Source organism: Fusobacterium sp. SYSU M8D902 (genome assembly GCF_040199715.1).
Classification (GTDB): Bacteria; Fusobacteriota; Fusobacteriia; order Fusobacteriales; family Fusobacteriaceae; genus Fusobacterium_A.
In genome coordinates, this window is record NZ_JBEFNA010000004.1 from 1 (window position 1) to 14906 (window position 14906).

General features: G+C 30.6%; 19 protein-coding genes and 7 tRNA genes. 4 read left to right on the forward strand and 22 right to left on the reverse strand.

All coding sequences use genetic code 11. The features are described from left to right. Nucleotide 1: 1 nt before the first annotated feature. The 12 genes from ABNK64_RS03110 to ABNK64_RS03165 form a co-directional block, all read right to left on the reverse strand. Nucleotides 2-78: transfer RNA gene (locus ABNK64_RS03110), tRNA-Met, on the reverse strand. Between the two features lie 123 nt (nucleotides 79-201). Further along, nucleotides 202-360: a rubredoxin gene (rd, locus tag ABNK64_RS03115; protein ID WP_291255073.1), complete on the reverse strand. Its 159-nt coding sequence runs from the start codon at nucleotides 358-360 to the stop codon at nucleotides 202-204. Nucleotides 361-398: 38 nt separating this feature from the next. Further along, entirely contained in the window at nucleotides 399-782 is a 384-nt protein-coding gene (locus tag ABNK64_RS03120) for a desulfoferrodoxin family protein (RefSeq protein ID WP_349763431.1), read from the reverse strand. Nucleotides 783-812: 30 nt separating this feature from the next. After that, nucleotides 813-1235, reverse strand: a complete 423-nt coding sequence (locus tag ABNK64_RS03125; protein WP_349763432.1) for a Fur family transcriptional regulator — start codon at nucleotides 1233-1235, stop codon at nucleotides 813-815. Nucleotides 1236-1337: 102 nt separating this feature from the next. Beyond that, nucleotides 1338-1787: a GNAT family N-acetyltransferase gene (locus ABNK64_RS03130; RefSeq protein WP_291255076.1), complete on the reverse strand. Its 450-nt coding sequence runs from the start codon at nucleotides 1785-1787 to the stop codon at nucleotides 1338-1340. Between the two features lie 11 nt (nucleotides 1788-1798). After that, complete coding sequence (gene truA / locus ABNK64_RS03135; protein ID WP_349763433.1) at nucleotides 1799-2530, reverse strand: tRNA pseudouridine(38-40) synthase TruA; 732 nt, start codon at nucleotides 2528-2530, stop codon at nucleotides 1799-1801. A 66-nt stretch (nucleotides 2531-2596) separates the two neighbouring features. After that, a tRNA-Leu gene (locus ABNK64_RS03140) sits at nucleotides 2597-2680 on the reverse strand. Between the two features lie 5 nt (nucleotides 2681-2685). Then, nucleotides 2686-2761: transfer RNA gene (locus ABNK64_RS03145), tRNA-Lys, on the reverse strand. Nucleotides 2762-2778: 17 nt separating this feature from the next. Next, nucleotides 2779-2854 (reverse strand) — tRNA-His (locus ABNK64_RS03150). 29 nt (nucleotides 2855-2883) lie between these two features. Next, nucleotides 2884-2960, reverse strand: a tRNA-Arg gene (locus ABNK64_RS03155). Between the two features lie 6 nt (nucleotides 2961-2966). Further along, a tRNA-Gly gene (locus ABNK64_RS03160) sits at nucleotides 2967-3042 on the reverse strand. Nucleotides 3043-3050: 8 nt separating this feature from the next. Next, nucleotides 3051-3127, reverse strand: a tRNA-Pro gene (locus ABNK64_RS03165). 219 nt (nucleotides 3128-3346) lie between these two features. On the opposite strand from ABNK64_RS03165, the gene ABNK64_RS03170 reads away from it, so the two are divergent. Continuing rightward, nucleotides 3347-4000, forward strand: a complete 654-nt coding sequence (locus ABNK64_RS03170) for a YiaD family glycine zipper/OmpA-like lipoprotein (RefSeq protein ID WP_291255078.1) — start codon at nucleotides 3347-3349, stop codon at nucleotides 3998-4000. An 80-nt stretch (nucleotides 4001-4080) separates the two neighbouring features. Here ABNK64_RS03170 and ABNK64_RS03175 read toward each other — a convergent pair whose 3' ends face one another. Next, complete coding sequence (locus ABNK64_RS03175; protein ID WP_349763434.1) at nucleotides 4081-4755, reverse strand: helix-turn-helix transcriptional regulator; 675 nt, start codon at nucleotides 4753-4755, stop codon at nucleotides 4081-4083. A gap of 351 nt (nucleotides 4756-5106) precedes the next feature. Between ABNK64_RS03175 and ABNK64_RS03180 the strand changes: the two genes are divergently transcribed. Genes ABNK64_RS03180 through ABNK64_RS03190 form a run of 3 tightly spaced genes read left to right on the forward strand, consistent with a single transcriptional unit; the run spans nucleotide 5107 to nucleotide 8088 of the window. Continuing rightward, the gene (locus tag ABNK64_RS03180) at nucleotides 5107-6507 is read left to right on the forward strand and encodes a Na+/H+ antiporter NhaC family protein (RefSeq protein ID WP_349763435.1); all 1401 of its coding nucleotides are present in this window, start codon (nucleotides 5107-5109) and stop codon (nucleotides 6505-6507) included. A 23-nt stretch (nucleotides 6508-6530) separates the two neighbouring features. After that, nucleotides 6531-7709: a MalY/PatB family protein gene (locus tag ABNK64_RS03185; protein ID WP_349763436.1), complete on the forward strand. Its 1179-nt coding sequence runs from the start codon at nucleotides 6531-6533 to the stop codon at nucleotides 7707-7709. Nucleotide 7710: 1 nt separating this feature from the next. Continuing rightward, nucleotides 7711-8088: a RidA family protein gene (locus ABNK64_RS03190; RefSeq protein WP_349763437.1), complete on the forward strand. Its 378-nt coding sequence runs from the start codon at nucleotides 7711-7713 to the stop codon at nucleotides 8086-8088. A gap of 103 nt (nucleotides 8089-8191) precedes the next feature. On the opposite strand, the gene ABNK64_RS03195 is transcribed toward ABNK64_RS03190, so the two are convergent. The 9 genes from ABNK64_RS03195 to ABNK64_RS03235 form a co-directional block, all read right to left on the reverse strand. After that, the gene (locus tag ABNK64_RS03195; protein ID WP_349763438.1) at nucleotides 8192-8860 is read right to left on the reverse strand and encodes a type IV toxin-antitoxin system AbiEi family antitoxin domain-containing protein; all 669 of its coding nucleotides are present in this window, start codon (nucleotides 8858-8860) and stop codon (nucleotides 8192-8194) included. Nucleotides 8861-9018: 158 nt separating this feature from the next. Continuing rightward, nucleotides 9019-9309 (reverse strand): type II toxin-antitoxin system RelE family toxin, encoded by a 291-nt coding sequence (locus ABNK64_RS03200; protein ID WP_349763439.1) that lies wholly within the window; start codon nucleotides 9307-9309, stop codon nucleotides 9019-9021. Continuing rightward, nucleotides 9306-9620 carry a type II toxin-antitoxin system RelB/DinJ family antitoxin gene (locus ABNK64_RS03205; RefSeq protein WP_349763440.1) on the reverse strand — a complete coding sequence of 105 codons (315 nt, stop codon included), beginning with the start codon at nucleotides 9618-9620 and terminating at the stop codon, nucleotides 9306-9308. The genes ABNK64_RS03200 and ABNK64_RS03205 overlap by 4 nt, the downstream gene beginning before the upstream one ends. Before the next feature lie 94 nt (nucleotides 9621-9714). Further along, nucleotides 9715-10542, reverse strand: coding sequence for a patatin-like phospholipase family protein (locus tag ABNK64_RS03210; RefSeq protein ID WP_349763441.1), 828 nt, complete (start codon nucleotides 10540-10542; stop codon nucleotides 9715-9717). A gap of 14 nt (nucleotides 10543-10556) precedes the next feature. After that, entirely contained in the window at nucleotides 10557-11441 is an 885-nt protein-coding gene (locus tag ABNK64_RS03215; protein ID WP_349763442.1) for a DMT family transporter, read from the reverse strand. Between the two features lies 1 nt (nucleotide 11442). Beyond that, nucleotides 11443-11802 carry an FMN-binding protein gene (locus tag ABNK64_RS03220; protein ID WP_349763443.1) on the reverse strand — a complete coding sequence of 120 codons (360 nt, stop codon included), beginning with the start codon at nucleotides 11800-11802 and terminating at the stop codon, nucleotides 11443-11445. 31 nt (nucleotides 11803-11833) lie between these two features. Continuing rightward, nucleotides 11834-12541 carry an acylneuraminate cytidylyltransferase family protein gene (locus tag ABNK64_RS03225; RefSeq protein WP_349763444.1) on the reverse strand — a complete coding sequence of 236 codons (708 nt, stop codon included), beginning with the start codon at nucleotides 12539-12541 and terminating at the stop codon, nucleotides 11834-11836. Continuing rightward, nucleotides 12534-13862 (reverse strand): flippase, encoded by a 1329-nt coding sequence (locus ABNK64_RS03230; protein WP_349763445.1) that lies wholly within the window; start codon nucleotides 13860-13862, stop codon nucleotides 12534-12536. Before ABNK64_RS03230 ends, ABNK64_RS03225 begins: the two co-directional genes overlap by 8 nt. 8 nt (nucleotides 13863-13870) lie before the next feature. Beyond that, entirely contained in the window at nucleotides 13871-14881 is a 1011-nt protein-coding gene (locus tag ABNK64_RS03235; RefSeq protein ID WP_349763446.1) for a glycosyltransferase family 52, read from the reverse strand. Nucleotides 14882-14906 lie beyond the last annotated feature (25 nt).

The following is a 14906-nucleotide window of genomic DNA, read 5'->3' on the forward strand; positions in this document are numbered from 1 at the left end:
ATGGTGCCTAGAAATGGATTCGAACCATCGACCGTACGGGTATGAACCGTATGCTCTAGCCAACTGAGCTATCTAGGCATATGTAATTCTTATTACACTAATATGATACACTATTTTAAAAATAATGTCAAGTTTTTTTTGAAAAAATTTTAAAAAAAGAACACGTTCAAAAACGTGTTCTTTTAAAAAACATTTTTCATTTTACTCTGCTTCGAATTCATCTTTTCCAACACTGCAAAGTGGGCATAACCAATCCTCAGGTACATCTTCCCAAGCAGTTCCTGGAGCTATTCCATTATCTACATCTCCTACAGCAGGATCATACTCATATCCACAAACTTTACATACATATTTTTTCATATTAAATTTCCTCCTTAAATTACTCTTTATTTTAATTTTTATTTTTTATCTGTCCATACACCATGAATATTACAATACTCTCTAGCTACAACTTTCTCTCCCTTTGGTACTTCAAAGAAAGCTTCTGGTTCCATTCCTGGTTTTAAGTATTTTCTATAAAGATACTCTCCATCTACCTCTATCTCAATAAACTCTATATAGTGAGCATCTAACATAGGATGTTTTGCCTCTTTACCAACTTTTACTAAATAACCATTATCTTTCTCTTCAACAAATGGAACATGTTTTTCAACTGTTGCATCTTCAGATTTTAATTGTACTATTTCAACTCCAGCAGGTAGTCCATTGCAACTATCTTTTCCTAAAGCTACTAATTGAGCTAAAGCTCCACACTCAAATTTAATAAAATCATTTTTTGTCATAAAGCATACCTCCCTAAAAAATGAAACTATCTATATTTTAGTATTCGCACAATCTTTACAAATTCCTTTAAAATAATAGTGTTGCTCCTTTATATCGAACTCTCGTAACTCTTTTTCTTCTATTAACTCTTTGGCTATGTTCACATCAAATATTTTTCCACATTTTTCACATTTAAAATGCCCGTGAACATCCATTATACTATCATATCTAGTCTCATTCTCTTCAATTACGATTACATTAACTATTTTTTTCTCTGTAAAAAGATTTAGTGTATTATAGACAGTGGTCTTAGATAACGTAGGAATCTCTGAACATAGAGCTTTATATATCATATCTACTGTTGGATGATTTCTATTCTCTACTAAATATTGGAATATTCTTATTCTCTGATACGAAGGCTTTATTCCACTATTTTTTAAGTATTCTCCTACATTTTCAATATGAGTCTCCATCTTAACACCCCCAATCTATAAAAATAAAATGAATTTTAAATTTGTAATCATTCTATATTTATATGGTACACTATTTTACAACTAATGTCAAGTGTTTTCAGATTAAATTATGACTTTTTTCATCAAGTATCTATGAACCCCTTTTCCATACTCATTTTCTTGGTATTCTTCAATCTTAAAACCAAGCTTTTTATACATATCTATGGCTATCTCATTTTGAGGATCAACAGTTAATGAGATCTCCTCATAACCATTTGCCACAAGATATTTTTCACTCTCCTGCATTATTTTTTTTGCCCAACCTTGATGTCTATACTTTTTTCTTGTTGAAAGTCCATATAGGAATACCTCTCTCTTGTCCATAACTTGCATATATTCAGCTATACTGACAATCTCTCCAGCCTCTTCCCAGATAAACACCTTTCCATACCTTATGAGAGCCTTCAATATCCAAAGATCTACATTTCCATTCCCTTCAAATGCTTCCTCTTCTATCTCAACTATCTTATTTAGCATCTCTAGATCTACATCTTTCAACTCTTTAAGTTTCATCTCTTCACCCCTCAATAATTCACCTTAGAAAGATAGAGTCCATTTGGCTCTGCCACCTTCCTTATAAATTTTTTATTAGGATTTTCCAACATCTCTCTCAGATAACTCTCATCTCTAACTCCAAAATACACATCTAAAGCAGTTCCAATTATTATTCTAATCTGTGATTTTAAAAATGAACTCCCTAAAATATCAACAGCTATCCTCGAACTATCCAATTTTTTTACATCTATACTGTATATCTCTCTCACTGATGTCTTGCTTCCACAATCACTCAATCTAAAATTGTTAAAATCATGTATTCCAATTAGAGGTTCCATTACACTAGCAAATCTCTTGGTATCTATCTCCCTATTTATATAGGTCTCATACCTACTTTTAAAAGGATCTCTCTCCCAAGATAGAATATATCTATACCCTCTACTCTTGGCATCAAATCTAGAGTTAAACTCCTCTTCAACCTCCTCTATATCCAGTAGCTCTATATCTAGAGGTAAACCTCTGTTTAATACATATTTTAATTTCTCTAAAGGTATGGTAGAGTCAGTATGAAAATTGGAAACCTGTATAAGAGCGTGAACTCCTCTATCTGTTCTCCCAGAAGAGATCATATCTATATTAGTTTTCAATACCACATTGAGTAATTTCTCTATCTCACCTTGGACAGTTCTCTTCTCTGGTTGTCTTTGAAAGCCATAAAACATACTGCCATCATATCTATATGTTATCTTTATATTTCTCATACTTTTCCTCTTATACTTAGAATAAAATAAAAAAAAGAGATTCACTAGAATCTCTTACTAACTAATTGGTGCGAAGAGAGAGACTTGAACTCTCACGTCTGGGACACTAGATCCTAAGTCTAGCGCGTCTGCCAATTCCGCCATCCTCGCACGAATGGTGCGTCATACAGGATTTGAACCTGTGGCAACACGATTAAAAGTCGTGTGCTCTACCAGCTGAGCTAATGACGCATCTTATTAAGTTTTAATGGGGTGATCGACGAGGCTCGAACTCGCGACAACCAGTGCCACAAACTGGCGCTCTACCAACTGAACTACGATCACCATATGAATCTTTTTGCCTGTTATATAAGTGGCGTGTCTGAAGAGATTCGAACTCCTGACCCACGCCTTAGAAGGGCGTTGCTCTATCCAGCTGAGCTACAGACACATTAATTGGAGCGGGAAACGAGGGTCGAACTCGCGACATTCAGCTTGGAAGGCTGACGCTCTACCAACTGAGCTATTCCCGCAGATTTAATGGTCGGAATAGCAAGATTCGAACTTGCGGCCCCCTGCTCCCAAGGCAGATGCGCTACCGGACTGCGCTATATTCCGACGCCTTTCTCTCAAGACAAGAATAATTATATCACTTATAATAAAAAGTGTCAACACTTTTTTTAAAAAATTTTTATTTTTTTTTGAACATTAAATTAACCCTTGTTTTTATTGACTTTCTTTATAGTGCTTTTTATTTTTTTAACTTATTTTTACATTTTTTGCTTTTTTGTTATATAATATATTAAGAAATTTTTTTACAAAAGGGAGGTAATTTTTATGAAAAATACTAAAAAAATTGTTTCAACACTACTTTTAGGACTTACTATGGTTGGATGTACATCTTCTCCATATATGGATGAAACTGGATCAGTCAATAAAAAAACTTCTGGAACAGCTGGAGGAGCTGCTGCTGGAGCTCTTATAGGACAGCTTATTGGTAAAGACACAAAAGGAACTCTTATAGGTGCTGGAATTGGTGCTCTTGCTGGACTTGGTTGGGGAGCATACAGAGATCACCAAGAGAAAGAACTTAGAGAAAAACTTAAAAATACTGAAGTTGAAGTTAATAGAGAGGGAGAAAATCTTAACCTTTATCTACCAGGTGGGGTAACATTTGCTACTAACAGTGCTAATATAGCTTCAAACTTCTACAGTCCACTTAGCTCTATTGCATCTGTACTAGTTCAATACCCTGAAACTAGAGTTATAGTTAATGGATATACAGATAACACAGGATCTCCTAGTTACAACCTTGATCTATCTCAAAGAAGAGCTGCTAGTGTTAAAAACTACTTCATCTCTCAAGGTGTAGCTGCATATAGAATCACATCTGTAGGACATGGTATAAATAATCCTAGAGCTACTAACAGCACTGCTGCTGGAAGAGCTGAAAATAGAAGAGTAGAGATTCAAATTTTACCTTTAAACTAAAAAATGAATAAATAAAAAACTTAGGTATATTAAACTTTTTATCTTTATTTTAGTTTAATATACCTTTTTAACATAATTTTTTATTTTCCATTTTTCTCAAAATTTCTGATATGCAAATACACTGTATTTTTAGAAATATTTAACTGTTCTGCAACCTTTATTACTGAATCTTTTAAATTAAAAATTCCATTTTCATATAATTTATATATAATATATTTATTTTTATTAGAAGTTAAAATCTCTTTATTCGCAAAAACCTCTTTTCTTATTTCATTTAAAGTATCATAAAGTAAATCATCTATACTTTCCGTAAAATTTTCTTGAACTTCTGGAATAACATTCTCAGTGTCTTCAATACATGTAAATTTTTTTATCAAAGCATCTAATGTAATATCAGTATAATAATTTATACATAAAAGAGCTATTATTCTAGAATTTTCTCCTAATATTGGAATAGTACATGATCGGAGTTTTGCTCCTGTTTTTGATTTATTAAAATAAGTAATTGATTTTATTTGATCTAAATCTTGTATTTTTGATAGCATAGATAAAGCAAAGTTAGTTATAGGAGCTCCTGATTTTCTATTAGAATAATGTCCATTGTATATTTTAACTACAGAACTATCTAAGTTTTCTAAACTATGCAAAATAATTTCATACCCCTCCCCCAAATACATTCCTAAATCATTTACTAATCTAGAATACGACTCTAATATTAATTTATCTATTTGTGTTAATTGTAAATATGTAGACATAGTAAACCTCCTTTCTTCCTAAGAATAATTATATATAAATTTAAAAAAATATGCAAGAATAATAAAAAAAAATTTATCAGATAAAATTTTATATATTGAATAAAATATTTTTTATTTAATAAAAAAAATACTAGCATTTATTTTGAAATTATGTTATTATTAAAATATAATAACAATTTGCTATAAAAACAAACAAATAAATTATTTTTTAAACTAGGAGGTTGGTAATTTAAATGATTTAAAATAACATTGTATTTTTATCTACAGTTTTGATTACTCAATATTTTTTGTAATCTATTGAATAATCTATTATATTTTTACTATTGTTAATAAAATAATTTTGGAGGGAAAATGGAAAAAACAATAAGAAAACCAAATGTATTTGAAGCTTTTTCAACTGTAATTTTACTAATTGGATTAATAATCTTTTCTGTAAAAACAAATACTAGTAGTGTTCCAATGCTAGTAATTGCAACAAGTTGGTGTATGATAATTGGAAATAAATGTGGTTACACTTGGAACAATTTAATGGAAGCAATTCTTGAAAGATTAGGAAATTTAATGGAAGTTATCTTAATAATCTTTTCAATAGGTATATTTATAGCATCTATGATGTATTCTGGTACTATTCCTACATTAATATATTATTTAGTTGAGGTTATTAATCCTAATTTTATGATAGTTTTATCTTTTGTCATAACTGGATTAGTAGCTATGATTATAGGTACTTCTTGGGGAACTGCCGGAACTATAGGTATTGTTATGGTTTCTATTGCTTCAAGTATGGGAGTATCATTACCTATGGTAGCTGGAGCAGTTATTTCTGGAGCACATGTAGGTCAAATATTATCTCCAATGAGTGATACAACTAATGTTGCTGCTAACCTAGCTAATACTGATGTAATGACTATGATAAAAAGAATGTCATTCTACTCTATTCCAGTTGTAATTTTTTCAATTGTTGTTTATACAATATTAGGTTTTATTGGTGGAGCTGGACAAGCTGATTTAGCTACAAGTACTGCTATTAGAGCTGAAATTTCAAGTGTTTTTAATACAAATCCGCTTGTTATTTTACCAATGATCTTAGTTTTCTTTTTAACTTTTAGAAAAAAACCAATTATTTTTACTCTTATTGTTTCTTCTTTAATAGCAATTATTTTTGGAAAGATATTCAATGGTTATTCTTTAGCAACAGGACTTGACTTTTGGTATTCAGGGTTCAACATAGAAAAAATAACTGGATTAGGTGCTGAAAATTATAGTAGTATTTTTCTAAATCTTGTAAATCGTGGTGGAATATTAGGAATGATTAGTTCTGCTATTTTAGCAATTATAGCTACTTGTTATGGAGCTTTAATGACAAAAATAAAAGCTGTTGATGTTGTTGCAGAAGCTATTTTCTCAAAAGTAACAAGTAGAGTTGGTTTAGTATTTTCATCAATACTTGTTTCTGGGTTAGTAGTTGCTCTAACTACAAGCTCTTATTTAGCAGTTCTTATAGCAAGTGATCTATTTAAAGAAAAATTTCATAAAGAAGGTATGGATGATAAAGATTTAATTGCTAGTTGTATGCCAGCAAGTTCTCAATTTGTAACATGTGTTCCATGGGTTGATACAGCTATATATCTTGCTTCAATTACTGGAGTAGCAACAATGAGCTCTCTACCATTTAACTTCTTCTGTTGGGGAAATGCAGTAATGGCTATAATTTTAGCTGTATTTGGAATAGGATTTAAAAAAAGAGTTTAAAATAAAATAAGGAGGAATAATTTATGTATAACTTTGATAAACCTTTTAATAGAAGAAATACAAATTGTTGGAAATGGGATGCTGAAGGTAAAAATGCAAAATTTGCAATGGGTTGTGCTGATACTGATTTCAGAATTCCTGAGCCTGTTGCTAAAGCACTACATGCTAAAATTGATGAAGGAGCATTAACATATATTTGTGATTGTGATAATGTATTTTTAGCTTTAGCTAATTATTGGAAAAGACAGTATGATGTAACTATTGATAAAGACTCTATTTGCAACTGTATAGGAAGTATGGTTGGTCTAAGAGTTATGCTAGATGCATACACTCATGCTGGTGATGCAATTATAATTCAAACACCTGTATTTAACTACTTTAAAGATACTGCTGAAAATTACGGTAGAAAAGTTATTGATAATACTATGATATACAACAGAGAAAAAGGAGAATATGAAATCAACTTTGAAGAGCTTGAAGAATTTGCAAAAAATCCAAGAGTTAAAATGATGGTAATATGTAATCCAGCAAATCCTACTGGTAAAGTTTATACAAAAGAAGAATTAGAAAAAATTGGAAAAATATGTTGTGAAAATAATATTATCCTTTTAAGTGATGAAATCCATTCTGATTTCTATTTTAATAATCATAAACATACATCTGTTTTATCATTAAATGATAAGATTAAACAAAACTCTATTATGTTAACTGGAACAGGAAAAACTTTCAATATTCATGGCTTTTATACTGCCTTTATAGTAATTCCAAATAATTTCATTCGTACTCAATTTAAAATTGCATATCAAAATCTTAGATTAGATGTAATTGATATGGGATTAGTTGCTGCTGAAGCTGCTTATAATCATTGTGATGATTATGTTATTGAGATGAGAAAATACATTGCTAAAAATATAGAGTATGCTACTAATTTCTTTAAAGAAAAAAATATAAAAGTTAAATTAGTTAAACCTAATTCAACATATCTATTATGGTTAGACTTTTTAGATTGGAATTTGACAAGTGATGAATTAGATAAATTATTTAAAAAATATGGATTAGTACTTACTAGAGGTAGTCTCTTTGGAAAAACTGCAGATGGTTTTATGAGAATGGATATTGCAACTCAATTAGCTAATGTTACAGGAGCTTTAGAACTTATAGAAACAATATATAATGAAAATATAAAAGGAGAGAATAAATAATATGAAAAAAATAATACATACTGATAAGGCACCTGCTGCTTTAGGACCTTATTCTCAAGCTATTGAAATCAATGGAATGCTATTTGTTTCTGGACAAATTCCTTTTGTTCCTGAAACTATGACTTTAATTTCCGAAGATGTAAAAGAACAAACTAAACAATCTTTAGAAAATATAAAGGCTATAATTGAATCTGCTGGTTATTCAATGAGTGATGTAGTAAAAGCAAGTGTATTTATTAAAAATATGAATGATTTTACTGCTATCAACGAAGTATATAACGAATACCTTGGAGAAGTTAAACCTGCACGAGCATGTGTTGAAGTAGCAAGACTCCCAAAAGATGTCAAAGTTGAAATAGAAGTTATTGCTGTAAAATAATAGATTTAAGTTAAATGATATTTTAGATTAATACAGTGCTTGAAACATAAAAAAAGGGGCTATATAAATTAATAATTAATTTGTATAATCCCTTTTTTATTTATTATTCTATCCTCCACTCTTTTCCATTTTTTAAATCCAAATTTAATTTAAAAATAGTAGTTTTATTCAAGCTTTTCTTCAATTCTCCTACTTTCAAAATATTCTTTTCCTCTACCATACTTCCAAGTAAAGCCAACACAACTACTGTATAGTATTTTTCTGCTATTTCTAATAAGGTCATTATCTCTTCATAAGCTAAACTTAATATTACTTTCTTTACCAACATATAACTCTCTGCTATATTAGAATCTGGAATCTTTTTTAAATTCTTTAATATATCTAAAATTTCAAGATATTTAATATTTTTTTCTGTTATTGGAGCTTTATTTTGAATAAATTTTATTTTTATTCCATCAAATTCTCTAGGATTTTTTCTTGTATTTGTAGCTATCTCTATACTGTTAGAAAGTTGTGTAGTAAGTCCATACTTATTAAAAAGATTAACTCCTGTAATGTATCCTATTCTTCTATCTCCAATATATAAATATTTTTGTATAAATTCTTTTATGGAGAGAGAAAGTTCACCAAAAATAGAGTTCTTCGGAATATAGTATAAACCTTTTTCTGCTCTTTTTAGTTCTCCTTTTTTTACCATTCTTTCTAAAGATTTAAAAATAGCATACTTAGAATTATTATTATCTAGTTCTCTAGTATTTATTATTCTATTCATACTCCCTCCTTCTTTTTTAGTTTTTTTTACATTTATTTTGACTTTTATATATATAATTATACCATTATTTTAAAATATATTTAAGTTTTTTTTACATTTATTTTGACAAAAATAAAAACTAATCATCAAATTGACAATTAGTTTTAAATATGAATTTTTTACTTAATAATCTTTTTTATATCTTTTAAATTATTATAGATATCTCCTCTATTTCCTGCATCAATTGTATAAATTATAATAATTTCTTCGTCTTTTCTTGTAAAAATTATTCTATAACTTCCTAACCTCATTCTATAAATAGAATTTTTAAATCCCTGAAGAGGTTTTATATCTATATTTCTATCTCCTCGAAAAAATTTAATTATAGTATTTTCAAAATCTTTTTTTACTCCAATATGCTTATTAAAAAATTTATCAGCTTTTTTTGAATATAAAAATTCTAAAATCATAGTTCAATCACATTTCTACTTGAAATTTTTTTATCTTCCTCTGATAAATCATTCAACATTTCTAGAATTTCTTTGCTTTCCTCTTCACTGCAAGGATCAACATTTTCTAAATATTCAAAAGCTTTTTTCACATCATCTTTTGATATTTTTTTATTAACTTTTATTTCAAATGGTATACCTTGCTCTTTTATAGTCATTTTCATAAAGGTTGTAAATGCTGAAGTTACAGAAAGTCCCATCTCTTCACATAATTTACTAAACTCTTCTTTTAAGTCATTTTCAACTCTAAAATTAATACTTACTTGAGCCATATTAATTCAACTCCTTTCTTTAAATTATATATTCTTTTATATAATTTGTAAATACAAATCATATAAAATTTGGAGTATTCTCTTTATTTATTCTCTAAAATTTTTTTATAAACTCTTCTCCGTCAGCAAAACCTAGATTATAGACTTTCAATAGTTTATCTCTATTTTTCTCAAACCTATCTATCTGTAGAGGTGCACTTGGAGCTATTACATAAGCTTTTCCCTCAGCTTCCAATCTCCTTATCTCCTCTTGATTTTCTCTATACACCTCATGGTGTCTTTTAAGTAGCTCTACCATAGCTGGGTACTCTCTCATCTTCCAAGCTATGAGTGGAAAACATCTCAACTTCGGCTTTATAAAATCTCTATCTCTAGTTAAAACTACTATTAGCTTGTCACAGCCATCTTTCAAAGCCTGTGAAACAGGTATTGGAGCTGCTGTTCCACCATCAAAGTAGATATTCCCTCTATACTTCACTGGATTGGCTACTAATGGTATAGATGACGAGGCTCTCAAAACTATTGATCCATCATGTATACACTCTTTATCATAAAATTCAGCCCTTCCAGTTTCGGCATTGGTAACACCGATCTTAAACTCACAAGGATTGGCAAAAAAGCTTGTATAATCAAATGGATCTAGCTTTTGTGGAATCTCGTTATATAGAAAATCCATTCCAAAGAGTGAACCTGTCTTTATATAGTTCTCTAGGCTCAAATATCTCTTATCATTTAAGTAGTTTATATTTGTTCTAAGTGCTCTTCCATCCTGCTTTGAGATATAGGAAGCTGCATGGGAAGCTCCAGCAGATACACCTACAATATAATCTGGCATAAAATTGTATTTTCTAAAGGCAGCTAATACTCCAACTGTATAGATACCTCTCATTCCCCCACCTTCTAATACTAGACCTAATTTCATACACAAACCTCTCTTTACACTTTAGTATGTTTTTTTAGAGCAAAAATACATCCTAATAGGATGATAGCAGCTCCTATCCCTTGATGAAAATTGATCTTTTCTCCCAAAGTCAAATAACCAATTACACTGGTTGCTAATGGTATTGAAAGCTGAAGCACATTGAATACTGAAACACCTTGTTTCTGCATAATCTGAAATGCCATCAACATCCCTGTTACCAATCCATATATTCCTGCTAAAATCAAACCTATTATCAAGATTTTATCTACTTCTAACAACTCACTTATCTTTCCTGTTTTAAATGCCAAGATAAAGTAATTGATTCCTGAAAAAGTAGCTATAAAAGCACTTATAACTATTGGATGTAACTCTTTTGCTATATGTTTTACTATTAAATTTTGTATAGATTGTATAAATATAGCAATTCCTAGAAATAGTGATCCTATTAAAAAATTGCCATTTCCTCCACCTCTTTGAGCATAAAAAACAAAAATCAATGAACCTAAAATTGTTAAAATACTTCCCAAATAAAAATTTCTCTGCTTGACTCTATCCCTTTCATCTTTAAAAAATATAGAAGCCATAATTATAGCTACTGGCATTCCTAAAACTCCAAATATACTCCCTGCTAAAGCTGAAGTTTCTTTTATTCCGTTTATAAAAAAATACATATTTCCTGTCATAAAAAAACTCAATACCAAAAGTTTTAAAATTAATATTGGCTTATTTCTAATCTTTAACAGTTCATTACGATATTTAAAACAGCATATTAGGATAAAGAATATACCCCCAGCCAAAAATCTAACAGCATTATTATTTACAGTTTCAAATCTTACACTCATAAATCTCATAATAGGAAAACCTAATCCTATTAGAATTACATACAATATATTAAACATATTACTCCACCTGTGAAATACAAGCTTTGCAACCCTCAATAAATCCTTCAGAGCTATAAGTTGCACCTGCAACTGTATCCACCTTCGATATATCTTGAGTCTCTTTCAATTTAGTTATAAGCTGATCAATAGCTGGATCTGCTATTGCTGCAGTATCTTCATGGTTATATTTTATATCTGTTATTCTAACCTCTCCTCTAGAGTTTTTCTTAGCTACTATTGTCACCTTCATATCTCCATTGAATCCATCAGCAACAGCTGTATACTCCTTTGGTGCATTTGATCTCTCCACAAATATACAAGCTAATCCTACAACTATAAATGCTCCTACACATATCTTTCTGATTTTTTCAACACACACTTTTTAATCCCTCCATATTTATCTTTTTATTTTATTTATTATTAAGCTCTTGATCTAGATAGTATTCGATCTTCTTTATATCCAAGTACGTATCTATATCCACAGAGTATTTTTCACTCATCTCATAAGCTAATCTACCATCATTAAGACTTGTTTCCAATCCAAAGTTCTCATTTAATTCCTGAATATATATAGCTCCATTTACTCTATAGAATTTAGGAAAATCCTGTCTTCTCATTGTACTATTTAGTGATAATAGATTTTTTACTGTTCCATCTTCATTTATCGTTCTCATAAGTACTGGATTCTCATCTACCTCAGTTACACTTACCAAGCTCTTCTCATCTGTTGCAAATAGCTTCTCTATTGCCTCATCAATATGCCAACCCTTTCTCAAAGGAACAGTATTTTGAAGTAGTACAAGATAGTCATACTCCTCTCCTCTCTCCTTCAACCAGTTAATAGCATGGATTACAGCATCTATTGTCTTAGATGTATCTTGAGCCAACTCTGCTGGTCTTAAAAATGGTACATCTCCACCAAATTTTTCAGCTACAGCTTTTATCTCTAGATCATCTGTTGAAATAACAGTTCTATCTAGGTATTTTGAAGAGTTTGCACACTCAATTGAGTATTGAATTAGAGGTTTTCCATAGATCTCAATTATATTTTTTGAAGGTATCCCCTTACTTCCACCTCTAGCAGGTATTATCCCTAATATTCTTTTTCCGTTATACATTTTGGCTCTCCTTTCTGCTCCTATATTTTTTTATTAGCTCCTTTAAAAGATAAAAACTATTAAGTGATTTCAACTGAACCAACGCCTGTTCTCTATACTCTGCAATGAAAAAATCAATTGCAAATAGAGCTATAAACTGTGTGATTAAAGTTGCTATTGCTGCCCCATTTATACCGTATTTTGGAATCAATAGAGCATTTAAAATTATATTTACAACAAGACTTATCAAAGTCTTATAAAAACTTTTCTTAGTAATCTTTTTAATTGTCATATGTCCAGTCTGTAGTGAGGCATTTGCCTTTATAAATATAGAGGCTGCCAAGATAGTGTAAACACCTATAGCTGGTAAATATTCCTGTGCATATACATATTTAAAAGTATATTTTACAACTACTATTGATAGTAGAGTCACTACAAAGTAGAACTGAGTTATTAATGTATTTGAAAAGAGATAAAAATTATAGTACTCTTTATAATCCTTTCTGTATAGCTCCATCATCTTAGGAAACAGTGAGTTCTCAACTGGTCCCAATAGAATAGCCAAGATTGCTGAGAGCTGAAACCCTATGGTGTATATCCCAACATCTGCCACTCCCATATAGTATTTTATCATAAGTCTGTCAACTTGGGTATATATTAAAAAAGATATATAGCTTATCCATAAAAATTTTCCCTCATCTACTATCCTTAGGATTAGATCTCTATCCACCCTCTTCTCCAAGTTTTTTAACTTTATAAGGTAGGCTTGTCTATATTGGTACTTCAATATTCCCATTCTGATAAGGTTTCCTATACACCTTATAGCTGGTAATACAACTATACCCAGATGAAATATCATAGCTAAATACTGTAGTGTATAGGATATCACCTTCACTATATTGTTGGATATAACTATCCTTCTAGATTCTAGCTTAAATTCAAAGAAGTTCTCCACCCCATAGGTAGCTGTTACCAATATATTATCTAGACACATCAACATCAACATATAGAAGATGAGATTGTCCATTCCCACAGTGAATTTTATAACTATTGGAATAAAAAATATTATCCCTGCCATTGTATTTCTAAAAAAACATACATTGTGAACTACATTGTTAAAATTATCATCTGTGTAATACTTCTTTATTACCCTACTGTTTAAGAGTTCAAAAAATATTGCTGAAAAGGCAACCAATGACACTGCATAGTTATACTTTCCATATAGTTCTGCCCCATAGTAGTTGGCTATCTTTATACCTACAGCAAACTGTAGCACAAGTATAAATACCTGATCAAACATAAGCCAAGCTATATTCTTTGTTATTTTTCCTCCACCACTCATACTCTCTCCTATAGATAACTATTTCTTACCATTATATTATCACAACTTCCAAATCTTTCAAAGAGTTTATTATCTACCTCTGTTCCATAAAAATCTATAGCTATATCCTTATCAAATCCAAATACAGCTGTGGAGAAAAGAGTCACCACTCTCTCTAGCTTTATCCCCATAACTGACAACAGTTCAACTGGGTATTTCTCCCTCATCACATAGCAATTGGGAAAATGCTTGGAGTAATCTGTTTTCTCTCTCGGATGTGCCTTGATTATAACGGACTTGTTAGGGTATCTCTCTATCACCTTAGTATATAGCTCTATCTTTCTCTCCTCTGATAGTATTCCATCTTCTGACATAGGCTGTGTAAATAGCATTACACTCTCTCCACTTATCTTCTCCAAGATCTCATCATTGAAGTTAAAAGCTCTTTTTATAACCCTCTTCTCCTGCTCACTCTTTCTCTCCCATAGCTCTTGAAGATTGATGATCTCTGCTTTTTTCTCCAATCCCTCTGGTACTCTCTCACATAGACTATCAGTTAGATATATCTTATCCACACTATCTCCATAGCCCATCACCTTTTTTCTCTCACTCAAACCAAAAAGAAGTGCTATCCCCTTTTGTACTAACTCCTTAATACTGCTTGGATCTGCCTTGTAAGGCATATAGTTTAGAGTTCCCTCCTCTATAACATTTATTCTCTCCTTGTAGAACACTCTCTTCCCAAGAGCTAGATTATCCATTCCATAGAGCTTAGCTTCCCCACTCTCTATCCTCTTTAGAACTGGTGCTAACTCACTTCTCAACTCTTTTATATATTTTGACATCTTTATTCTATTGAGTATCTGATTCTTACCATACATCTTAGAGTTCTCTAAGACTATCTTTCTTCCTGGTAACCCCTCTAATATACTCTCCTTCCCCTCATAGGTAACATAGGTTATATCATCTCTCTCTAGATCTGCTAACAGTAGAAATATCAATAATACCCTATCCATATCATAAAGAAACAGCTTTTCCATAATCTCCTCCCTAATATTCCATTTT